The sequence below is a fragment of the Sediminibacillus terrae genome, assembly GCF_009602435.1.
GTDB lineage: Bacteria > Bacillota > Bacilli > Bacillales > Amphibacillaceae > Sediminibacillus > Sediminibacillus terrae.
The window spans coordinates 51,445-74,875 of record NZ_VZDQ01000026.1; the positions used below are offsets into that span (position 1 = coordinate 51,445).

General features: G+C 43.3%; 21 protein-coding genes, 1 other RNA gene and 2 other annotated features. Of the genes, 3 read left to right on the forward strand and 19 right to left on the reverse strand.

Annotation, left to right across the window (positions count from 1 at the left end; translation table 11 throughout):
* Positions 1-63 precede the first annotated feature (63 nt).
* Positions 64-309 (forward strand): KTSC domain-containing protein, encoded by a 246-nt coding sequence (locus F6X55_RS15540; RefSeq protein WP_161993099.1) that lies wholly within the window; start codon positions 64-66, stop codon positions 307-309.
* 512 nt (positions 310-821) lie between these two features.
* Here the strand turns inward: F6X55_RS15540 and greA are convergent.
* The 15 genes from greA to cymR form a co-directional block, all read right to left on the reverse strand.
* Positions 822-1,298 carry a transcription elongation factor GreA gene (greA, locus tag F6X55_RS15545; RefSeq protein WP_026569866.1) on the reverse strand — a complete coding sequence of 159 codons (477 nt, stop codon included), beginning with the start codon at positions 1,296-1,298 and terminating at the stop codon, positions 822-824.
* A 304-nt stretch (positions 1,299-1,602) separates the two neighbouring features.
* Entirely contained in the window at positions 1,603-2,226 is a 624-nt protein-coding gene (udk, locus tag F6X55_RS15550) for a uridine kinase (protein ID WP_026569865.1), read from the reverse strand.
* Positions 2,227-2,252: 26 nt separating this feature from the next.
* A complete protein-coding gene (locus tag F6X55_RS15555; protein ID WP_026569864.1) occupies positions 2,253-2,888 on the reverse strand; it encodes an O-methyltransferase in 636 nt (211 codons plus the stop codon).
* 140 nt (positions 2,889-3,028) lie between these two features.
* Positions 3,029-4,174 (reverse strand): endolytic transglycosylase MltG, encoded by a 1,146-nt coding sequence (gene mltG, locus F6X55_RS15560; RefSeq protein ID WP_153464639.1) that lies wholly within the window; start codon positions 4,172-4,174, stop codon positions 3,029-3,031.
* A gap of 329 nt (positions 4,175-4,503) precedes the next feature.
* The gene (locus F6X55_RS15565; protein WP_026569862.1) at positions 4,504-4,788 is read right to left on the reverse strand and encodes a DUF1292 domain-containing protein; all 285 of its coding nucleotides are present in this window, start codon (positions 4,786-4,788) and stop codon (positions 4,504-4,506) included.
* A 26-nt stretch (positions 4,789-4,814) separates the two neighbouring features.
* Positions 4,815-5,231, reverse strand: coding sequence for a Holliday junction resolvase RuvX (gene ruvX / locus F6X55_RS15570; RefSeq protein ID WP_026569861.1), 417 nt, complete (start codon positions 5,229-5,231; stop codon positions 4,815-4,817).
* Positions 5,232-5,233: 2 nt separating this feature from the next.
* Positions 5,234-5,497 carry an IreB family regulatory phosphoprotein gene (locus tag F6X55_RS15575; RefSeq protein WP_026569860.1) on the reverse strand — a complete coding sequence of 88 codons (264 nt, stop codon included), beginning with the start codon at positions 5,495-5,497 and terminating at the stop codon, positions 5,234-5,236.
* Between the two features lie 93 nt (positions 5,498-5,590).
* Positions 5,591-8,227 (reverse strand): alanine--tRNA ligase, encoded by a 2,637-nt coding sequence (gene alaS, locus F6X55_RS15580; protein ID WP_153464640.1) that lies wholly within the window; start codon positions 8,225-8,227, stop codon positions 5,591-5,593.
* A 116-nt stretch (positions 8,228-8,343) separates the two neighbouring features.
* Positions 8,344-8,551, reverse strand: a binding site (T-box leader).
* A 65-nt stretch (positions 8,552-8,616) separates the two neighbouring features.
* On the reverse strand, positions 8,617-9,684 hold the full coding sequence (locus F6X55_RS15585) for an AI-2E family transporter (protein ID WP_026569857.1): 1,068 nt from the start codon (positions 9,682-9,684) through the stop codon (positions 8,617-8,619).
* A gap of 116 nt (positions 9,685-9,800) precedes the next feature.
* Positions 9,801-9,989, reverse strand: a complete 189-nt coding sequence (locus tag F6X55_RS15590) for a hypothetical protein (RefSeq protein ID WP_026569856.1) — start codon at positions 9,987-9,989, stop codon at positions 9,801-9,803.
* A gap of 70 nt (positions 9,990-10,059) precedes the next feature.
* Positions 10,060-12,375, reverse strand: a complete 2,316-nt coding sequence (gene recD2, locus F6X55_RS15595; RefSeq protein WP_026569855.1) for an SF1B family DNA helicase RecD2 — start codon at positions 12,373-12,375, stop codon at positions 10,060-10,062.
* Positions 12,376-12,396: 21 nt separating this feature from the next.
* Positions 12,397-13,071, reverse strand: a complete 675-nt coding sequence (locus F6X55_RS15600; RefSeq protein ID WP_153464641.1) for a tetratricopeptide repeat protein — start codon at positions 13,069-13,071, stop codon at positions 12,397-12,399.
* Between the two features lie 971 nt (positions 13,072-14,042).
* A complete protein-coding gene (gene mnmA, locus F6X55_RS15605; protein WP_026569853.1) occupies positions 14,043-15,155 on the reverse strand; it encodes a tRNA 2-thiouridine(34) synthase MnmA in 1,113 nt (370 codons plus the stop codon).
* Between the two features lie 47 nt (positions 15,156-15,202).
* Entirely contained in the window at positions 15,203-16,345 is a 1,143-nt protein-coding gene (locus F6X55_RS15610; protein ID WP_026771136.1) for a cysteine desulfurase family protein, read from the reverse strand.
* A gap of 23 nt (positions 16,346-16,368) precedes the next feature.
* Positions 16,369-16,788 (reverse strand): cysteine metabolism transcriptional regulator CymR, encoded by a 420-nt coding sequence (gene cymR / locus F6X55_RS15615; protein WP_026569851.1) that lies wholly within the window; start codon positions 16,786-16,788, stop codon positions 16,369-16,371.
* A gap of 396 nt (positions 16,789-17,184) precedes the next feature.
* Between cymR and F6X55_RS15620 the strand changes: the two genes are divergently transcribed.
* On the forward strand, positions 17,185-18,474 hold the full coding sequence (locus F6X55_RS15620; RefSeq protein ID WP_153464642.1) for a replication-associated recombination protein A: 1,290 nt from the start codon (positions 17,185-17,187) through the stop codon (positions 18,472-18,474).
* 268 nt (positions 18,475-18,742) lie between these two features.
* A complete protein-coding gene (locus tag F6X55_RS15625; protein ID WP_026771134.1) occupies positions 18,743-19,420 on the forward strand; it encodes an RsfA family transcriptional regulator in 678 nt (225 codons plus the stop codon).
* An 80-nt stretch (positions 19,421-19,500) separates the two neighbouring features.
* On the opposite strand, the gene ssrS is transcribed toward F6X55_RS15625, so the two are convergent.
* The 4 genes from ssrS to F6X55_RS19995 form a co-directional block, all read right to left on the reverse strand.
* Positions 19,501-19,693, reverse strand: a non-coding RNA gene (ssrS, locus tag F6X55_RS15630) — 6S RNA.
* Positions 19,694-19,811: 118 nt separating this feature from the next.
* Entirely contained in the window at positions 19,812-21,590 is a 1,779-nt protein-coding gene (gene aspS / locus F6X55_RS15635) for an aspartate--tRNA ligase (RefSeq protein ID WP_153464643.1), read from the reverse strand.
* Position 21,591: 1 nt separating this feature from the next.
* Positions 21,592-22,872 (reverse strand): histidine--tRNA ligase, encoded by a 1,281-nt coding sequence (gene hisS / locus F6X55_RS15640; protein ID WP_153464644.1) that lies wholly within the window; start codon positions 22,870-22,872, stop codon positions 21,592-21,594.
* 106 nt (positions 22,873-22,978) lie between these two features.
* Positions 22,979-23,199 (reverse strand) — a binding site (T-box leader).
* Positions 23,200-23,248: 49 nt separating this feature from the next.
* Positions 23,249-23,425: a 4-alpha-glucanotransferase gene (locus F6X55_RS19995; protein ID WP_161629531.1), complete on the reverse strand. Its 177-nt coding sequence runs from the start codon at positions 23,423-23,425 to the stop codon at positions 23,249-23,251.
* Positions 23,426-23,431 lie beyond the last annotated feature (6 nt).

The following is a 23,431-nucleotide window of genomic DNA, read 5'->3' on the forward strand; positions in this document are numbered from 1 at the left end:
GGAAGGAGTCCTTGCATAAACATCTAACTAATAAAACAGCGAGTTCAGAAGGGGATGATGCTATTGAAAATTACCAAGTTCGATCAGCAGCTTTGGGGGATAACCACCTTCAATGAAGTCGGTTATGATAAAGAACACAATCTGTTTTCCATTTTCTTTTTTGATGGCACAGAGGTTCAATTTGCTGAAGTGGAAGAGTTGGTCGTCTTCGAGTTCCTGATTTCCCTGAAAAAGGAGGATTTTATCAAAAAAGTGTTTCTTCCTTACTATCCTTGCAAGCATAGAACAGAACTTTCAGAGTTGCGGTGAACAAGTTCTTTATAAGGATATGGACTCCGTTCTTATCGACTAAAATAAATTCAACAATGACAGAGTTTTAGAGCTATCCAAACCACTCATCAGCAGTTTTCTCCACTGAAGAGTGGTTTGTTTGGATAGGAAGGATGAACAACATGTATTCTCCTACAGGTGATATGTGTAAGTGATCCACCGTCTTCAGGTAGAACCAAAGAATTTTGGTTCTCTGTCAAATGTGGTGGGGTGGTTTTTCACTCCCCCCTCTCTTTATTGAAAGGATCACTCCAAAAAATAGCTATTTATTCCGCAGGAGTGTCGCTTAGTTCCTCTGTTCTACGCTATTTCTCTCTATAACGTCTTTTTTACCGCTTGCTTAATCGCGCCGCATGCAGTATAGAGCCGGATTTTTTGGTCCAACTAACCATAACAAGAAAAAACCGAACGAAATCGAATGCTTAGGCATTCGCAACATCGCACGGTTTTTCTTCGATTACTTTGTTTTTGTTTCTATCACATTCTCAGCCTTAATCAACGCTAAGGATTTCAACTTCCATATCTCCACCAGGTGTCGGGACGGTTACCTTTTCGCCTATTTCACGTCCTATCAGTGATTTTGCAATTGGTGAATCGTTCGAAATTTTCCCTTCGAACGGATCTGCTTCCGCACTGCCGACAATTTGATAACTTTCCTCGTCACCATCAGGAAGCTCTTTAAATGTAACAGATTTTCCTAAATTGACTACGTTAGGGTTTTCATTATCGTTTTCGATGATTACGGCATTCCGAATCATGTTTTCCACCGTAGCGATACGGGATTCTACAAAAGCCTGCTCATCCTTGGCAGCATCGTACTCCGAGTTCTCGGATAGATCTCCGAATCCTCTGGCTATTTTTATTCTTTCCACAACTTCCTGTCTTTTTTCCGTTTTAAGGTATTCCAGTTCATCTTCTAATTTCTGCTTGCCCTCATTGGTCATATAAAAACTTTTTTCTGCGGCCATTTGACACACTCCTTTGATTCCAACAATAATATCAAATTCCCGATCATTCCAAGTCTTCTTTTATCCAAGGTATATATAGTTTATATAATATACAACAAAAACATGATAAATGAAATGGGTGAAGGTTCACATTGCTGGTCACCAACTTGGTAATCGGGGCGGGACAAAACCTTGTCCTTTTATAAAAATGAGCAGCACAATCGTGCGCTCAAGGTTTTGTTCCCGTTTTCAGTTTTGACTATATCCAATACTATGGCAGATTTTATCTAATTTTTCAATAGTTTTTACTTATGGACGGAAAATTTTACCGGTTCAGAATGGTTTGTATTTTAGTAGCCATCAAATCAATAGCTACATGGTTTTGTCCACCCTCCGGGATAATGATGTCTGCATATCGTTTTGTCGGTTCGACAAACTGCAGATGCATGGGACGGACTACATTGATGTATTGGTCAATAACAGAATCGATGGTGCGCCCGCGTTCCTTGATATCCCGAAGCAACCGCCTGATAATTCTAACGTCTGCATCCGTATCAACAAATACTTTAATATCCATTAAATCGAGCAGGCGTTGATCTTCCAAAATCAAAATTCCTTCTAAAATAATCACATCTTTGGGCTCGACACGTATCACTTCCTCTGAGCGGGTATGACGAGTATAGTCATAAACAGGTTTGTTGACAGGTTTCTGTTCCAGCAGTGTGTTCACATGTTCTATCAATAAATCGTTATCGAAAGCCAATGGATGGTCATAGTTGGTGCTCAAACGTTCTTCATAGGGAAGATGACTTTGATCTTTATAGTAATAATCCTGTTCAATGACCAATATGGTCTTATCTGTAAAACGCTGGCTGATTGATCTCGTTACAGAGGTTTTTCCAGAACCGCTTCCCCCTGCAACGCCAATTACTACTGGTTTGTTCGACATGCTACCTAGCTCTCCTTTTTTTCCTTTCATCTTCTAACACTGACAGCGATTCCGTCTCCAACCGGAATAATCGTTGTATAATAGTCGGGATGATTGACAAGCCATTCGTTATAAGTGCGTATTTTCCCTGCAATCTTGTTGAGCCTGTCCTTTTGATCTGATTCTGCAGCAACCAGTCCTCTGAATAATACGTTATCAGAAACGATGATTGCATCCTCGTTCAACTGCTTGCTGTAAATTTCAAAAAAACGCTGATACTGACCCTTGGCTGCATCAATAAAAAGCAGATCATAGGGCCCGTTCTTTTCTACCCGTTCAACTTCTTCCAATGCATCTCCAAAAAACGCCTGGATCTGATTTTGTTGATTTCGAGCTTCAATATTATTTATTGCTTCCTGATATCGCTGGTCATCCCTCTCGATTGTCGTAATGTGCGCCGCAGGGTGAGCTTCCAGCATTCTGAGCGCAGAGTAACCGATAGCCGTCCCGATTTCAAGTATTTTATCAGGCTTATGAATACGGATCAATTGCATCAACAACTGGATGCCTAGCGGTTCCATTATCGGTATGCGATGCTCATGTGCATATGTCTCAAGTTCTGCAGCCCATTTTGGTACGGCTGGGACAGTTCCTGTTAAATATTGCTCCAACTGATCGTCCACTTTTGCAACCTCCGTCGTTTTCCTTATGTCAAAATACAACTTTTTATAAATAAGATTCTTCAAAAAATGCTTATTAAATCTTTCAACATTTTTTACAACCATATTATTTTAACACAAAAAAAGCAGGGAATGCGAATTTTTCATTCGTTCCCTGCTGCTTCCCTGTGTAAATATTTTTGCGTCAGCTGCTGGTGTTCTTCAAAGGTTTCCGAGTAATAAATCGTCCCATCTTCTGCCGCAACGAAGTACATATAATCGGTATCCTCCGGATTGAGAACCGACTGTAGTGAATTTTCACCGAAGTTTGAAATCGGTCCTATCGGCAGTCCGGATACTTGATAGGTATTATATGGCGATTCGACCTCAAGGTCTTCGAACAACACTCTTGATTTGTGTTCCCCCAAGGCGTAAAGCACGGTCGGATCAGTCTGTAGCCTCATATCTTCAGCCATCCGGTTGAAAAACACTCCTGCTATCATCTTTCGATCTTTCTCCGTTTGCGCCTCTTTTTCCACTAGAGATGCCATTGTCAGTGCTTCATGAACAGATCCAATATTATCGTTGGCTGAAATGGAATCCATATATGGCGTCAAAACGTTTTCTGTCTTTCGCAGCATTTTGTCGATAATCTTTTCCGGTGTAGGATTTTCTACGTAAAAGTCGTAGGTAGCAGCAAATAAGTAGCCTTCCAATGGATATCTTATTTCCAGATCCAATATCTCTTCCGACAATAGCATTGGATGTTGAGCAATCAGGTTTTCTAAGTATTCGGCATCTTCTGTTTTGGAAATAAATGCTTCTGGATCTATGCCTGCTTTTTCAGCATAAATAGAAGCTATTTCTTCAATTGTTTTTCCTTCTGGTATGGTGATTGTCAGAATAGGATCCTTGACAAGCGTACCTGTCTGCAATGACTCCACAATCTGGTCAAAGCTCATCGACGGCGAGAACTCGTATTCTCCGGCTTGAAATTCTGCTACATTGTTGAATTTTATATAAAAGCGGAATACAAGGCTGTTGCTGATGATGCCATTTTCTTCTAGAATCCCGGCGATTTGGGAAGTAGAAGAACCTAACGGTATTTCTACATCTGTGGTCGTATCATCATCCGGATCTACAGGTTCCATGGCAGACTTAACGTATAAATATCCTGCAATAGAGCCGATTACCATTATCAATAGTAAACAGGACAAGACTATAGCGACGATTTTCCTGACGGTGCTTGCTTCTTCCATTCGCTGTTTCCAACGTACGGAAAACTTTGTCTCTTTATCAGAAGTAGACATACGAAACCCCCTTCACCGGATACATTATACTACAAACAACGACAACATTTCTAATTATTATGTATTTTGTTCCCGTTTTCAAGGATTACACGGTCCCGATCATCCGCTAAACCGAGTAACCAAGGACCCGTGTGTTAATCCACAAAGAGGGTGTGTTGTAGTGAAATTTCCATTCCACAGGCAAATACCCGAGCCTCCCCGCCTCCATATTCCACATCATCACAGAGACACCGCACCTACTTTGAGAGCCTAAGTTCCCTGACAGTAAAAAAAAAGCCTATTATCGGTTGTGATCGATAATAGGCTCTTCATTCATCCAATGCGAATGCTTATTCTGTTTCTTCTTCCGTCAGGGTATTAAGCATTTCCTCGACCATTTCCCATTCTTCCTCTGACTCGATTTGAAATAAAGACAAGTCATCTTCATCCTGGGATTTTTCTTCATAGCGGAAGGCAAACACCTCGACTTCATCGTCGTCTTTCTGTTCAGCAGGAACGACAGCAATATAAGAACTGTCTGTCTGGTCTACATCAAAAGTGAACAGTACTTCAAATAGATGCTCTTCTCCATTTTCGTCAGGAATGATAATTCTTTCTTTTTCTTCTAATGCCATTTTCTGCACCTCCGTAAGTTATTCGTTCATTTGTTAGCGTCCAGATAACCTTGCAAAATCATGACGGCAGCCATTTTATCAATTACCTTTTTTCGCTTTTTGCGGCTCATATCGGCTTCTAAAAGAACCCGCTCCGCAGCCATGGTAGTCAACCTTTCATCCCATAAAACGGTCCGGAGTGAAAAGCGGTCCTCGAGATACTTGGCAAACGCTTGAGAAGCTTCTCCCCGCTCCCCGATTGTTCCGTTCATATTTTTAGGCAGGCCGACTACTGCTTCTTCAATATTATATTCAGAGATAATTCTTTCTATTTCGGAATCTGCTGTCGAATAATCCTTTTCATCCCATTTAATGGTCGTGATACCCTGGGCTGTCCAGCCAAGGGCATCACTGACAGCAACTCCGATTGTTTTTTCGCCAACATCAAAACCAATTTTTTTCATTACTACTCCTTATGGTTGTTCAAATAGGACTTGACCAGTTCTTCAATCAACTCATCCCGTTCTATTTTTCTAATTAGGTTCCTTGCATCTTTGTGCCGGGGAATATACGCCGGATCACCGGACAACAAGTACCCGACAATTTGATTGATTGGATTATAACCTTTTTCCCGCAAAGCTTCATGCACGGTTAAGAGCACTTCTTTCACATTTTCTTCGAATGGTTCTTCGGGAAAATTAAATTTCATTGTTTTATCCATAGATCCCATTAGTTTACCCCCGATTTCAAATTTTAACGTATATTGACAATCGACCACAATTCGTTACACACCATTATATACCTAAATAGTGTACAAGAAAAACTAGGAGTTTTCCTTGATGTACGTTTCAGCGTATTGTAGTGCCTCTGGAAGCTGGTCAGGATTTTTGCCACCCGCTTGTGCCATATCCGGACGTCCGCCTCCGCCTCCGCCACAGCGCTGGGCCGTTTCTTTGATCAATTTCCCTGCATGATAACCTTGTTCAACAAGATCCTTCGAAACTCCTGCCGCAAGTTGGACTTTTCCGTCGGAAACCGCACCCAACAGGATAATACCAGAACCTGCCTTTTGTTTGAGCTCGTCGACCATATTGCGCAGCTGGTTCATATCCTGGACATCAACCTGCCGGGCCAAAAGCTTCACTCCGTCGACTTCTTGAATATAATCCAGTACCGAAGATGCTTCCAAATTGGAAAGCTTGGCACTTAAAGATTCCTTTTCTCTTTGAAGTTCCTTCATGTCATTAAACAGGACGTCAATTCGTTCCGGCACATTCTCTGGAGTTGTCTTGAGCATATCTGCTGCCTTCCTCAACACCGTCTGTCTATCGTTTAAATACTGATAAGCTGCTTTTCCAGTGCTGGCTTCAATCCTTCGGGTTCCAGCACCGATCCCCGACTCTGCCGTTACCTTGAACAACCCGATTTCTGCAGTGTTCACGACATGGCAGCCTCCGCATAATTCAATGCTGTAGTCGCCGACCTGGACAACACGTACGATATCGCCGTACTTTTCTCCGAATAAGGCCATGGCTCCCATGTTCTTGGCTTCTTCAATTGGATGATAATCAATTGCAACCTGTACAGATTCCCATATTTTTTCATTGACAAGTTGTTCGACACGGTCCAGTTCCTCTAGCGATATAGAACCGAAATGTGAAAAATCAAACCGAAGTCTGTCTGTTGTCACCAATGATCCGGCTTGATTGACATGTTCTCCTAACACATCTTTCAGTGCCTGGTGCAGCAAATGGGTTGCTGTATGGTTTTTGACGATTTCCGAACGGGATTGTTGATTGACCGTAGCCTTTACCTGGTCTCCTTTTTGCAATCGGCCTTCCTTCACCAGGACACGGTGCAGGTTCTGTCCCTGTGGAGCTTTCTGAACATCTTCTACAGAAAGGGTAGCTTGATCGGTATGAATCCATCCTCTGTCGGCAACCTGCCCGCCGCTTTCCGCATAGAAAGGAGTTTCTTTCAAGAAAAGATAAGCCTCTTCCCCTGCTTCCACTGTATCAACCAGCTGTTTGTCTTTAATGATTGCCAAAACAGTGGTTTGCGCTTCCAGCTCTTCATAACCGGTAAACGTGCTTTCTACTTCCACTTCACCGGCAACGCCTTCCTGGACATGCATGGAATCAACCTTTTGCCTGGCTTGACGGGCCCTTTCCCGCTGTTTGTCCATCTCCTGTTCGAATCCTTCCTCATCCATGGTGAAACCCGCTTCGCTTATATATTCATCGGTAAGTTCCTTCGGAAAACCATAGGTATCGTACAAACGGAATACCTCTTCACCAGGAAAGACATTACTTCCCTTTTGTTTTTCTTTTTCCATAATTTCCGATAAAATTGCCAAACCTTCACTTAAGGTTTCATGGAACCGTTCCTCTTCTGTCTTCACCACATTCTCAATAAAAGACTTTTTCTTCCGAACCTCTTCATAAAATTCTCCCATGATATCACTGACCGATTCCACCAGCTGGTACATGAACGGTCGATCGATTCCGATCTGTTTGGCGTAACGGACCGCCCGCCGCAAAAGTCTTCTCAATACATAACCACGTCCTTCATTCGAAGGAAGTGCGCCGTCGCTGACAGCAAATGTTACCGTGCGGATATGGTCGGCAATCACTTTGAATGCTACGTCGCCTGTTTCTGTATCCCCATAGTTCACACCAGCCAGTTGTTCGGCACGTTTTATCAGCGGCATGAACAAATCGGTTTCAAAATTAGTCGGGGTATCCTGGATGACACACACCATCCGTTCCAAGCCCATTCCAGTATCGATGTTTTTCTTTGGAAGCGGCGTATAAGTGTGATCAGGATTATGATTAAATTGAGAAAAAACCAAGTTCCAGATTTCCAGATAGCGTTCATTTTCTCCACCTGGATACAGTTCCGGGTCCTCTGGGTCATTGCCGTATTTTTCGCCTCGGTCGTAGAATATTTCCGTGTTCGGCCCGCTCGGCCCTTCACCGATATCCCAAAAGTTTTCCTCCAGACGGATTATCCTCTCTTCGGGAAGTCCGATTTTATCCCGCCAAATCCGGAAAGCTTCGTCATCTTCCGGATGCACGGTGACAGATAGTTTATCTTTTTCGAAACCTATCCAATCACTACTGGTAAGAAACTCCCAAGCCCATTCAATCGCTTCTTCTTTAAAATAATCACCAATCGAAAAGTTCCCCAACATTTCAAAGAAAGTGTGATGACGTGCTGTCTTTCCCACATTTTCGATGTCATTTGTCCGAATCGCTTTCTGGGCGTTGACCAATCGGGGATTATCTGGAATCACTCTTCCATCAAAGTATTTTTTCAACGTTGCCACACCACTGTTTATCCAAAGCAGTGTCGGGTCTTCTTTAGGCACTAAGGAAGCACTTGGTTCCACCCGGTGCCCTTTCTCTTTAAAGAAATCTAAATACATCTGCCGAACCTCTGCTGAAGTTAAATGCTTCATAGGTTTTTACCTCCATTTACTTTGACTTATTTTACAAAGGAATGCTTATTGACCCCTTTTTCAAAAGCAGGATGTACTTCCCGATAAGGCAAAAAAAGCCCCCGTTCCTGCCTGAAAGCAGGGACGAGAGCTCTGTTCGCGGTACCACCCTGATTATGGATACAACGATCCATCACCTCTAGTTGCTTGTAACGGTGCATGCCGGCGGAGATGAATCCGCACTCGGATCTAGCTTCCATGGTCCTGACCGGGAATTTTTTCAGCCTGGAAATTCCTCTCTGATCGGATGGTACACCATGTACTCGGGATCTTCAACGCATTATAGCATTCCTTTTATTGACCTTCGTCTACTTGTATCAAAGTATAAAAAAAATTCTTTGCTATGTCAATCAATCAGCCGCCCGAAAACGACGGATGTGATACAGTATCACTTTTAAGACAGTTAGAAGCGGGACAGCCAGTATCATGCCGATGATGCCTCCCACCTCTCCTCCAGCAAGCAAAGCGAATATAATCAATATCGGATGGATATCGATGCTTTTGCCGACAATGAAAGGGGATAGCAAGTTCCCTTCGATGATCTGAACGATAAACACGGAAATCACTACGTAAACCACCATTTTATAAGAGATGGTGAAAGCGATCACTACTGCCGGAACAGCACCCAGAATCGGTCCGAAGTAAGGAATGATATTTGTCACTCCCATGATCACTGCCAAGAGAAGCGGATATCGCATGCCGATCAACCACAACAATCCATAAGTGGTCAAACTAACAAACAGGCAGACAAGCAGCTGTCCCCTGACGTAACTTCCAAGACTCTTGTCTATTTCGATACAGAGTTTCCTTCCATCATCGCGGTATTTCTCAGGGGTCAGCCTGCTGACCACCTTCCTGATCAATTCAAAATCTTTCAGCATATAAAATACTAGGACAGGAATCACAGCTGCCAGTATGACGATGTCCATTAACTTGGCTGCCTGTTCGACTACACTGGTAAGCAAGCGGCCGATAAACTCTTCGACCCGGTAAAAAAGAAGATCCATCCGATCATGTACGGATTCCGGTAAGTATGCTGTCCGTTCATACAGTCCATAGATGGCACTGCGGTATTGTTCCATAAACGTCGGCAAATTGGCGTTCAAATCCCGTAGTTGATGGAGCAAGACAGGAAAAGCTTTGTATAGAAGATAACCTGAAAGTCCAAAAAACACGAGATAAATACCGATGATGGCAAACCAACGCGGGAAATTATATTGATGAAGCTTTTCAATAATCGGATGCAGCAAATAAGCAATTAAAGCAGAAATAATGAAAGGAGTCAATATATGGAGAAGTACAGTCAAAACCGACTGATACAGTGGCAGCAGTTTCCATAATAGATACATAAACAAAAATGCCAATATTCCCGCTGAAATCCAATATAAAAAGCGAATTGATTTATTAGGATGGAACAAGCAATATTCCTCCTTCCCGGTAAAAAGACCTAACGATCAAGGTTAATCAAAATGATCTACGTCTATTTTTCCCGGGAGAGAAGATTTTATCAATCACTGGTCGCTGCCTGGATATTCTACCAACTTGCTTTTCTTTCATCCTCGCTAAAAAGGTCATTCAACGAACTCAAAGAACCGTCCTGTTCCACCTGATGAAGATCAAGTACTTCTCCTAACAGAGACAGCTCTATGAAACAATCCCAGCAATAAAATTGCTGGTTTCCTATTTTCCCAATGTTTTTACCTTTACAGTTAGGGCAATGCATCCAGGACCCTCCTCGCCAATCATAAGTTGTCCTAAAGCATGCCCGGTTTATGCTGTTTTATACATGAAATTTATAGAAAATCGTAAGGCGAAACTTCTTCCACATCCTCTTCCGGTTTGGGTACATTCTCTATTAGCTCACGAAGCTGTTCTTCCAATGAAGTAAACCGCCGATTCGTGTCCTGTTCATTCACTCCGTGAATAAATGCCTGCTTATTGCCACACAAAATCAACGATTTCTTGCATCTCGTGACAGCGGTATACAGCAAATTCTTGCGTAACATTCTTCGGTAACCTTGTATGACCGGAATGATGACAATCGGAAATTCGCTTCCCTGGGATTTGTGTATGGAAGTACAGTAAGCGTGCATTATATTTGCCAGGTCTTTTCGTTCATAAACTACCTCTTTTTCTTCAAAGGCCACGACCACTTCTTCAGCCTGACCGCTTCCTTCGTCTTCCTCGAAAATCGCCGATATTTCTCCGATATCCCCGTTAAAGACACCATCTTCCGGCTGATTTACCAGTTGGATCACTTTGTCGCCGGTCCGGAATGTGACATCTTTTGTCCGGATTTCTCTACGTTGATTTGTTTTTGGGTTGATCAGTTTCTGTATCTCTTCATTAATGCGATGAATCCCCGCCTTGGAGCGATACATGGGTGCGAGCACTTGCAAATCTCTCAAGTCGACCCCTTTGTCATGAGCTCTTTTGACAATCTGAATGATCACATCCACCACTTGATATTCCGGACATTCGATAAAGTTAAAATCGGAATCTTGCCGGAGCGAGTCTGCACTGCATTGATTGTTTTTTATTTCATGAGCAAGCTGGATGATCTTCGAACCTTCTTTTTGCCGATATACTTCACTCAGTTGTACGAAAGGGACAAGACCGCTTTTCAATAAATCGGCCAATACCTGTCCAGGCCCCACCGATGGCAATTGGTCTTCGTCCCCCACAATCAGCACTTGCATATCATTTGGAATTGCTTTGAACAATTGATGTGCCAGCCAGATATCCACCATGGAAAACTCATCGATGACCAGCAGTTTTCCTTCCAAACGATTGTCTTCATTTCTTTCAAATGTCTCGTGACCATTCCATCCTAGCAGTCGATGAATCGTCATTGCAGGAAGACCTGTAGATTCTTTCATCCGCTTTGCCGCCCTTCCGGTTGGAGCCGTCAATATAAACGGATAGGCTGCATCATTGTCATAATCATCCGGATCAAGTGATAGGCCGTGGATTTCTGCATAGGCGTTGATTATTCCTTTAATAACCGTTGTCTTTCCAGTCCCCGGACCACCTGTCAACACCATCAATTTCGAACCGATTGCTTTTTCGATCGCCTGGTATTGTTCCTTTCCATAACTGAGAGACTCTTCTTCCTCGATGCTTCCGACAATTTTTAGCAGCTCTGCATCTGCCGGCAGTTCGGTGATTGATTGACCAATGATGCGGTCGATGTTGGTACAAAAACCGCTTTCTGAATAATACAATGATGGCAAGTAAACCCTGGAATCAACCACGATTATCTTTTTCTGCTTATTCAAGTCTGCAATTTGAGAAGTGATTGCTTCCGGTTCAATCTGATATTGCTCTCCTTGCAACAATTCATCGGCAACTTCAAGATGTTTTTCCAATGGCAGATATACGTGTCCTTCCTGGATACTTTGCTGTAACGTATATATGCAGGCTGCTTGAATACGACTAGGATGGTCCATCGGAATGTGATTTTGATGTGCCACTTCGTCAGCTCGCTGAAATCCGAATCCTTCTATGTCAAAAACATATTGGTACGGATCTCTCTCAAGTATCGAAATCGCTTCATCTTTGTAGGCTTGATAGATTTTTTGTGCCATTTTCAGGCCGAAACCATAGTTGGATAAATGGACGACAATGTGTTCGAATCCCTGGTGTTCAGCCAATTCCTTTGAAAGCTGTTCCGCTTTTTCCTTTGCAAGACCTGGTATCGAATCCAGGACACCTGGATCTTTCAGTATCTTGCTGACGGCAGTTTCTCCCAATTCCTCGACAATCCGCTGAGCTGTTTTCTTACCGATTCCATAAAACAAATCACTGGATAAGTAAGCAACCAATCCATCTTCCGTTTCCGGGATAAATCGTTTGAATTGATTCACTTCATATTGCAGACCGAACTTTTTGTGATGTTCAAAAGTGCCTTGGAAAACATAAGTTTCTCCTTCATTCAGACGGGAGAAATATCCTTTCACAACCAAATCTTTTTCTTTGAAAGATTCATTGGTATCTAGAACCTTGATTCTGGCAATGGAAAAGTGCTCCTCCTCATTGATAAAAATATGATGGATAAGCTCTCCTTTCACATAGCTATTCTGTTGTAGCTGTCCGCTATTATCTTCCATTGCCATCTTGATTGCTCCTTTTTACTGTTCCTGATTATCCTGGCTCAGCATTTCATCAATGCTTTTTTTTCCGTTTGCAGCAAGCAAATGATCAGGCTGGTAATGCAGTGCTTTGTCAAAAAACTCGTAAGCCCGATCAACATCCTCTTCATATAAATAACTTACCCCGATATTATAGAGTGCATCGCTGTGTTCCTCGTTAATTTCAAGCACTTTGAAAAAAGTTTTTTGGGCCAGCTGAATTTGATTGGTCTGTGCTAAAGCCAGTCCATACTGGAATAAAGCTGACTCATCTTTCGGGTTCAATTCAATGGCACGCTGAAAATAAGGAAGAGAAAGCTTTTGATGGTCCTGATGCTGCAAGGACATTGCCAGCATCATATAGACATCTCCTTCTTCAAGCCCTGAATTGACTGCCTTTTGAAAATATTGCTGTGCAGCCGGATAGTCTTCCTGTTCAAAAGCGGCATTTCCCAAACCAAAGTAAGCTGTAGCCGCATTCGGATCGAGTTCGATCGCTTTATGATAAAATTTTTCAGCTCGCTGGTAGTCATTCATATGAAGCAGCAAGTTGCCAAAATTGATGAATCCTACGGGATCTTCCGGATTTTCCTCAATGGCTTCATTGAACAATCTTGCTGCTTCCTGTAGATCCTGTTCTTGCATTTTTTCTATCCCTTTACTGATTTTATCCATCTTTTCACCTCAATTTATTTTCACCCGTCTTATACCCTGCCGTTACTATACATTCTTACAAGTTTTCATTGTTTTTCCTAAACAGTTGACTATCGGCTCTTCTGCAGCTATATAAACAAGACCCATGCGCTCTTGATTTAGGACGAAGAAAAGCATTTTTTGCACCATTTTTTGTCCCAGTTGATAGAAACAGTGACATTGTTTGTGTACGTCTTCCTAACCTACCTATATTCAATGAGAGGAAGTGCTGCGCTGCGAAAATACCCTGCGCTTTCCGCGGGCGGCTGGTGAGCTTCCTCGAGCTGACGCTCTGCGGGATCTCACCGAGGCCTTTCCTCCCGTGGGAGTCTCCGGGTATTTTCTTCGCTAGGAACAGCTTTCTGTTTAAAAATGCGTGTACTAGACATTTTTTATTCATGGTCCTCTATGAACCGTATTATCAAAAGACAGAGCTAGGATAACAAGCAGAAAGTCCAAGAACAGGATAATAAATGGAACTCCAACTTTCTATTTATGAAAAGAAGCACCTATTTCCTGACAAACATTAATAAGACGGCTTGTTGGGACTCAAAGAAATAGTCTCTAGGTTTGCGATAACACCATGCTTCTTAGCGTAGGTAGCATGCGTAGACTCCAGCGGGAACAGCGCGAGCTGAAGATCCACTAGGTAAAGCGGTTTTCTTTACCAAGTTAGCTGAAGCCGTGCCCGCGGAAAGCGTAGTATGCTACCGAAGCGGTGGGTAACACCCTTTTTGAATAGGCAATGACACTTCCCATTAAAGTTACGGCGCAGTTCATTATTTTTGTGTCTCATCATAAGAAATATTTTAAAACCAAATCATTTGGCGAGCAGCAAAAGCACAGCTTAATCTCTTACCTCTAGTCTAATGAAAATTGATTGTCCCGCCAACCCCTTGATCGAACTTTGAAAAACCCCTTGTCTCTTTGGACAAGGGGTTGTGGTAAAACGGTCAGCCAACATAGTCGAGATACTTCTCATCTTTAAGGACTTCATCAATAGTCCCTCCGCCTAAACAAACGTCACCGTCATAAAACACGACAGCCTGACCCGGCGTGATTGCACGCTGTGCATCATGAAATTCCACACGCACCTTATCATCGCCGAGAGGTCTTACCGTCACTTTACTATCCTGTTGACGATAACGGAATTTCGCAGTGCATTCCATCGGTTCAATCAATTTTTCTTCGTTTATCCAATTAAGGTCTGTAGCTATCAAACCGTCAGAGTACAACCTGTGATTATGAAATCCTTGTTCCACGTAAAGAATATTTTCTTCAAGGTTTTTCCCGACGACAAACCACGGATCGCCGGAACCGCCTATGCCCAGACCTTGTCTTTGACCGATTGTGTAATACATAAGCCCTTCATGTCTGCCTTTTTCCACTCCGTTCAAGGTCTTCATTTTACCCGGCTGTGCAGGCAGGTATTCACTCAAAAACTCCTTGAAATTTCTTTCGCCGATAAAACAAATTCCAGTGCTGTCCTTTTTATTAGCAGTGGCCAAATCATGTTCGCCCGCAATTCTGCGCACTTCCTTTTTCGGTAAATGCCCCAAGGGGAACATGACTTTGGATAAGACAGATTGAGAAAGCTGATTCAAGAAATAAGTTTGATCTTTGTTATCGTCCACACCACGGAGCATTTGGTATTCTCCATCCACTTCGCGGACTTGGGCATAATGCCCCGTCGCAAGATAATCTGCTCCTAACGACAAAGCATGATCAAGAAACGCCTTGAATTTTATCTCTTTGTTACACATAACATCTGGATTCGGCGTCCGTCCAGCTTTGTATTCATCCAAAAAATAGGTAAACACTTTATCCCAATATTGTTTTTCGAAATTCACCGCATAGTAGGGTATTTCCAATTGGTTGCACACTCTCACGACATCATCGAAATCTTCTGTAGCCGTGCATACGCCGTTTTCATCAGTGTCATCCCAATTCTTCATAAAAATGCCGACAACGTCATAACCTTGCTCTTTTAGAAGCAAAGCTGCCACGGAAGAATCGACACCTCCGCTCATCCCGACGACCACTCGTGTATCTTTCTTATCTTTCATGCTGTTCACCCGCCTTGTTCATTAGTTACTTTTACTTTATTAATAAATCATTCCGCCAGACGATTGACAATCGAAGCGACCCGTCCAGCTGCTTCTTCTACATTATCTTTGGTATTGGCAAGACCGAAACTGAATCGTATCGAGTTTATCGTACGGTCATCTCCTTTGCCGAACATTGCCGACAATACATGAGAAGGCTCGATAGAACCAGCTGTACAGGCGCTCCCGCTGGAAGCCGCAACACCTGATAAGTCGAAGTTCGTGAGGAGAGCCTCCACGTTCGTCCCAGGAAAGCTGATGTTGACAATAGCGGGAACTGTTTCCGTTTCTATCCCGTTTACAACAAACTGAACATTTTCCTGTCTTAATTTTTGAAGAAATGTCTGTTTGAAATCGGCGTATTTTTGTTGTCGCTCAGAGCGGTTCTCCACAGCCAACTCAACCGCCCGCTGAAACCCTTTTATGCCGGATACATTTTCCGTTCCCGGTCTGCGTTTCCTTTCCTGCTGTCCACCGTATTGCAGGGCTGAAACCTGTACACCTTCCCGCATATAAAGAAATCCGCCAGCCTTGGGTCCGTTGATTTTGTGGGAAGAAGCAGTCAGCAAATCGACGTTCCAGTCATCGACATTTATATCCATCAGTCCGTATGCCTGAACCGCGTCTGTATGAAAATAGGCAGGATGTCCCTTCAAAACCTTGCCCATTTCCTTAATTGGCTGTACCATCCCTGTCTCATTATTTACTGCCATGATCGACACTAAAACCGTATCATCTCTCAATGCGGACTCCAGTTCTTCCACCGATACCTTTCCTTCTGAACCGACAGGAAGATAAGTGATTTCAAAACCTTGTTTTTCCAAGTATTCGGCAGCATGCAGTGTGGCATGGTGTTCGATTTGTGTGGTAATCACATGCATGCCCCGATCCCGGTTAGCCATGGCTGTTCCGACAACAGCAAGATTATCTGCTTCTGTCCCACCGCTCGTAAACACGATTTCTTTTTCATTCGCATGGATACTTCCGGCTATAATCCGCCGAGCTTCATCGATTATCTGTCTCGCCTTTCGACCAAAATGATGTACGCTGGAAGGATTTCCGAACACTTCTTGCAAAACCGGGAGCATGGCTTTCGTCACTTCTGGATGTACCGGTGTCGTTGCTGCATGATCTAAATAAATTGGTTCCATTTTTTATCCTCCCTTCCCTCGAATCAAATATAAAACATATAGGCTTCCTGGCTGTCATCATCACCATGCTTTCGCAAATCGTCAAGGGTTGTGGTATCCAGAACATTTTTCACTGCATCCCTGACCCGCAACCAAAGGGCTTGTTTAGCTGGTTCTTCGTCTTCAATTCCTTCTACAGGAGTGATGGGTCCTTCTAACACACGAATGATGTCACCTGCGGTAATTTCGCTGGGCTGTTTAGCCAAAATATATCCTCCATAGGCTCCCCGTACACTCTTTACCAAACAGGCATTGCGCAACGGGGCCGCCAATTGTTCTAAGTAATGTTCAGACAGTTCGTTTTCCTTGGCGATTGTCTTCAATGATACCGGACCGTTGCCGTAATTTTTAGCTAACTCTATCATGATAGTCAAGCCATATCGGCCCTTGGTCGAGATTTTCATTCCCCTCACCTCTTCATGCATCTTTCTATCAGCAGAACCCTTTTATAGGCTTTAGTTTTGCTTGACTCCGCTATTTGATACATCAAGCTTGTGATATCTTCGCCTTAGTTACCGCTGATTTGTCTGTTTTCTGTTGTGAAACACCTTCATGACAAAAATGTCTCGAAGTATATTTAACCATTTATATAGAAAATTCTTTTGTACCTCACTCTTTTATACGTTGCATCATCTTATCTATAGCCAAAAGCTATTATAGCATGAATAGCAAGTTTCTTGCATTTTATCAAGGTTATCATTACGCTTGAAAATAGTTATTTTATAGACATTCTCATGTTACGTCAAGCTATATACTCACAGAGCGACAATTGGACACTTCATCAAACAGGGGGAATAATAATGAGAAGCAAAGAACCATTGGCTTATCGGATGCGTCCAAAAACGATCGATGAAGTCGTCGGTCAGGAAAATGTGATTGGAAAACAGACAAAACTTTATCAAATGCTGATGAACGGGTATGTACCATCCATGCTTCTATATGGAGATCCAGGTATCGGCAAGACGGCGATTGCCCATGCTATCGCAGGTACAGTAAACATGCCGTTCACTACCTTGAATGCAACTACCGCCGGAAAAAAAGATGTAGAAATCGTCATCGAAAAAGCAAAGATGGAAGGAAGCACCATCCTTTTTCTTGATGAGATTCATCGCTTTAACAAAGCACAGCAAGATTATTTGCTCCCGCATGTGGAAAAAGGATTGATCGTTTTGATCGGGGCCACGACAGAGAATCCTTACCACGATGTTAATCCCGCTATCAGGAGCAGATGTGGACAGATCAAGCAGCTGACAAGGCTGGACAGCAAAGATATTGAAAAGCTGCTTCGTAACGCTTTGGCCGATGAAGAAAGAGGCTTCGGAAAAATCTCTATCACTGTTGACGATACAGTGATTCAGCGCATTGCCGAAGGGACCAACGGGGATGCAAGGAAAGCATTGAATGTACTGGAAGCGGTGGTCTATGCATCCGGTAATCAAGAAGAAGGAATCGTCCTGGAAGAACAAACAGTGGAGGAATTTATCGACAAGGCGGGTGTGTTCGGAGGTAAAAAGGGGTCCAACTTTTATAATTTGTTGTCGAGTCTGCAAAAAAGTATCCGCGGCAGTGATGTAAATGCAGGTTTGTATTATTTGGCTCACCTGTTGGAAAGCGGAGATTTGACTGCAGTCAATCGCCGCCTGCTTGTGATAGCTTATGAAGACATTGGACTTGCTAACAAAGATGTCGGCGGTCGTGTACTGGCAGCTGTGGAGGCAAGTGAACGTCTTGGCATGCCGGAAGCGCGGATTCCTTTATCGGTCGCTGTGGTGGACATGTGTTTATCTACAAAATCCAATTCCGCCTACAAAGCGCTTGATATGGCAATAAATGATATACGGAAAGGTAAAGTGGGGGATATCCCTCTTCATTTGCGCGATACCCATTATAAAGGTGCAAAGGATTTGGGCCATGAAGGATACTTATACCCACACAATTATCCTGTTGGTTCATTTGGCGGTTGGGTCAATCAAGATTACCTTCCCGAAAAATTGAGAGACAGACAGTATTATCATCCCGTCGAAGCTGGAGAGGAACGACGAATGGCTGAAATCTACAGGAAATTGAAAGATTTCAAAAAACAAAAATAGACTTCTTTCAAGGTTTCCGAGGGAAAGCGCCAGGAAGAAAAGCGATTTGATTTTCCCTTTATCGAAATTAGTGCTGACGGTTGTAAGCTTCCTTCCAACAAGTGGGCAAACAATCACCTGCTTTGGCAACGGCAGATCTACATGAAAGTCCGTTCTTGCATAAAAATATCAGAGTATTGCATTCCTGTGTATAAATCCAATAGAAAAGGCAAAGATAGATATAAAATTTACAAACTATTTCTATGAACATAGCGAAGGAGTGAATACTTTGGTTAAAGTTAGACAAGATGCCTGGTCACATGAAGATGACTTGCTATTGGCCGAAACAGTATTGAGACATATCAGGGAAGGCAGCACCCAATTGAATGCTTTTGAAGAAGTCGGTGATAAATTAAATAGAACCTCGGCTGCTTGCGGTTTCCGTTGGAATGCAGAGGTAAGAAAAAAATACGAGCAAGCTGTCGATATTGCCAAGCGTCAACGAAAAGAGAAGAAACGCGCTCTTGCCAAACAACAAAAAAACGCCCAAAGACCGGCAACGGCCTTTTTATCTGGTCCGGTGGAAGAAACGGAGGAAACGGTAAACGAGTCATTTCATTTGCCTGTTCACCTTGCTGAAGAAGAAAAAGAGGCTTCTATCAATTTGGACATGGTTATTGACTATTTAACTTCCTTAAAACAGGGTTATCATGATTCCAGGCAGTCGCAGTTGGATGCTCAAACCTTAACAGAAGAAAATGAATCTCTCAAAGAAAAAAACCACCAGCTCGAGAAACAACTGGGGGCCACGAAGGAACAGTTGCAAGCAATCCAGGAAGATTATCAAGTGTTGATTCAAATCATGGACCGTGCCCGTAAAATGGTCGTCTTTGATGATCAGGACAGCCTGTCGGCATCTGCTTTCAAGATGGACAAGAATGGAAATTTAGAACATATGGCTAGATAACCAGTTAATAAGATAATAAGAAATTACAAAACACAAAGAAAACCTTAAGGACATATCCTTAAGGTTTTTCATTATGTAGCATCAATCCCGATTGTGCCGTCCCCTGGATAGTTTTGAACCCGCTCTCGGCAGGTGGGTGCCCTGTTCTATGTTTTATGCTTCCTCTCATCAGTTATTCCAATGAGGCTTGCACGCTGCACAGAAACCACAGGCTCCCGTTCAACTAAATGTTCGGTCAAAACGTATTGGATGAGACGAACACATCAGGATTGATAGCTGGACTCCTAAAGGAGTGCCGCTTAAGTTATATTCAAATGATAGCACAGAAATATACAGCTTTCAAGAAGCTTACTCATGACGTTTCCATAACAATTGTTACATGCTTGAAATGTCAGGATTTCCGGCTTGATTCTTTCAATTTCAAATTCAATTCATCCAACTGCGCTTGGCTTACACTTCCCGGCGCTTCAGTAAGCAAGTCAGACGCCGAAGCCGTTTTAGGAAACAAGATTGTATCCCGCAAATTCGTTCTGCCGGCAAGCAACATGATAAAACGGTCGAAGCCAAGGGCGATTCCTCCATGTGGAGGTGCTCCATGCTCCAATGCATCCAGCAGAAATCCGAACTGCTCCTCTGCCTCTTCCTGGGAAAACCCTAAAACCTCGAACATCCTGTTTTGCATCTCCCGTTGGTAAATACGCAATGATCCGCCACCCAATTCATAGCCATTAAGAACAAGGTCATAGGCTTCCGCTTTCACTTCCTCCGGGTGGGTATCCAACTTGTCGAGATCTTGTTGAACAGGCATGGTGAAAGGATGATGAGCAGCAAAATAACGGCCTTGTTCTTCGTCATATTCTAGCAACGGCCAATCCGTCACCCAAAGGAAATGGAATGATGATTCATCAATCAACTTCCGTTCTTTCCCCAGTTTCAAGCGAAGTGCTCCCAGGCTTTCGTGCACTACCGACACTTTATCTGCCACAAACAACAACAAATCTCCATCTTCAGCTTTAAGTACTTGCTTTAAATCTTCCGCTTCCTGCTCCGACAAAAATTTAGCGATAGGGCCTTTTAATTCGGATCCTTCTGTTTTCAACCAGGCAAGACCTTTAGCCCCGTATATCTTGACGAACTCTGTCAACTGGTCGATGTCTTTCCTGGAATAATCCGCTCCGGCACTTTTGACATTGAGTGCACTGACTTTCCCGCCATTCTCGACTGCACTGCTGAAAACTTTAAAACCAGCATTTTTTACTACTTCAGAAACATTGACTAACTCCATCGAAAACCTTGTATCCGGTTTGTCGGAACCGAACCTTTCCATCGCTTCATCGTAGCTGATTCGCGGAAAAGGTGTTTCAATGTCCATATCCTTCACTTGCTTCATTACCTTTTTCATCATTCGCTCAGACATCGCCATGATTTCTTCGCTCGACAAGAAAGAAGTCTCGATATCGATTTGAGTGAATTCCGGCTGCCTGTCTGCACGTAAGTCCTCGTCACGGAAACAACGGGCGAATTGATAATATTTTTCAAATCCAGAAACCATAAGCAGTTGTTTAAACAACTGCGGAGACTGTGGAAGTGCATAAAAGTGACCTGGGTGCACCCTGCTCGGAACCAAATAATCCCGCGCCCCCTCTGGCGTGCTTTTTGTCAGCATCGGGGTTTCCATTTCTAAATAATCTTCTTCGTTCAAAAAGCTTCGAATCGCTTGCGTTGTCTGATGGCGCAACTTGAATGTTTTTTGCATCGGCTCTCTTCTTAAGTCGATATAACGGTACTTCAAGCGCAAGTCCTCAGATACCTCTGTATCCCCTTCTATTTGGAAAGGGGGTGTCTTCGACTTGTTCAATATGATGATATTTGATACGGAAATTTCAATTTCACCTGTAGCCATTTTTTCGTTGACAGTAGCACTGTCTCTTTCGACCACCGTTCCTTCGATTTCTACCACATATTCACTTCTAACCCGTTCGGCAATCGCAAGTGCTTCATGAGAAATGTCAGGATTGAAAACCACTTGGACGATTCCGGAACGGTCTCTTAAATCGATAAAAATCAATCCGCCCAAGTCTCGCCGTTTCTGAACCCACCCTTTTAACTTCACTTGTTCACCGACTGACTCTCTCGAAAGCCTACCTGCCATTTGTCTTGATTCTGCCATATTAGTTTCCTCCTTCCAACTCTTCCTTCATATAAGCAACCAACTGCTGGAGCGAAACATCTACTTGCTCCCCGGTACTCATGTTTCTCACGGTCGCTGTATCTTTTTCCAATTCTTCTTCCCCTAGTATCACTACATACTTTGCTTTCAGACGATCAGCGGCTTTGAACTGTGCTTTGAATTTTCGCTGCTGATAATCCTTGTCAACTTGGACACCCGCATTTCTTAATTCATAAGTATAGCGTACTGCCGCCTTTTCAGCTTTTTCACCAAGAGAGACAATAAAACAATCAAGTCCATCATCCACCGGTAATTCAATGCCTTCAGCATCTAGAGCCATCAAAAGTCGTTCCAGGCTCATGGCAAATCCGATTCCTGGAGTCTCAGGACCGCCTAGTTCTTCGACAAGGCCATTGTAGCGGCCTCCACCAGATAAAGTAGTGATAGCGCCAAACCCTTCGGCATTGCTCATGATTTCAAAAGCGGTATGATTGTAATAATCCAGACCTCGTACTAAGTTGGGATTAACGACATAATCGATACCCATGTTGTCAAGATGGTTCTTAACTTCCGCGAAATATTTTTCGGAATCTTCGTTCAAATAAGTCAGGATAGAAGGGGCTGTTGCCATTGCTGGATGGTTGCGGTCTTTTTTACAGTCCAAAATCCGCAGTGGGTTTTGTTCAAGCCGTACCTGACAATCTGCACAAAGCTCCTCTTTATGTGGTGAAAAATGCTCTACAAGAGCATTACGATGATTGCTGCGGCTTTCCGCATCACCCAGGCTGTTGATTACGAGCTTCAAAGAACGAAGCCCTAATTGCTGATAAGCACTCATAGCCAATGAAAGAACTTCCGCATCCACGGCAGGGTCAGCACTGCCCAAAGCCTCGATGCCGAATTGGACAAACTGTCTCATTCTTCCTTGCTGTGGCCTCTCATAACGGAACATCGGCCCGAAATAAAAAAGTTTGACCGGCTGATTGGCGAGTCCGTAAAGCTTATGTTCGACGAACGCCCGTACTGCCGAAGCAGTTCCTTCCGGGCGAAGGGTAAGACTTCTGCCGCCCCTGTCTTCGAAGGTGTACATCTCCTTTTGCACAATGTCTGTACTGTCACCTACTCCCCTTTGGAACAATTCGGTGTGTTCGAATACAGGAGTGCGTATTTCTTGATAGTTGAACCTTCTGCATAAGTCGGTCAATTTCTGTTCGATATATTGCCAGTCACCAGTAGTTTCGGGTAATAGGTCTTGGGTACCCCTCGGTGCCTTGATATTCATTTTCAAACCCCCTGTAATGTATGTAGTCTTGAGTATGGTTCGATGTCATGAGACATCTCGCAACACATGTTTCAGCAAATAAAAAATAAACTCTCGTCCCTTTAAAAAAAGGGACGAGAGTTCACCCGCGTTGCCACCCTGGTTGAAGCTGTATGCACAGCTTCCACTTTCACAGTTAACGCCTGCAAAACGTTTGTATTTACTAAATTCAATACAAAACCTCCGGGACGTCTTTCGACAGAGCATCATGTAGAAGTGCTCTCAACCTGTGGCACTCCTTCTCTGTACACGTGTGATTCTGTCTACTTTTCCCTTCCATGGTTGTTCGATTCATATTAAGAATTGTTTATAATCATAATGTTTGCCGCTTCTGTTGTCAAGCGCGGTTCAATTTTTCTTTCAGTTTTTTTACATCACCTAGCGAGATACCGAGGTCTTCGGCAATTTCCAGTCTGTTCAACTGCCCTTCAATTTCCATAAAACGGTGAAAATCCGCTCCAAAAATGCTCGGTGCTGCTGACTGCATGTCCGATTGCTTTTGGTTGTACCGCATCGGCTG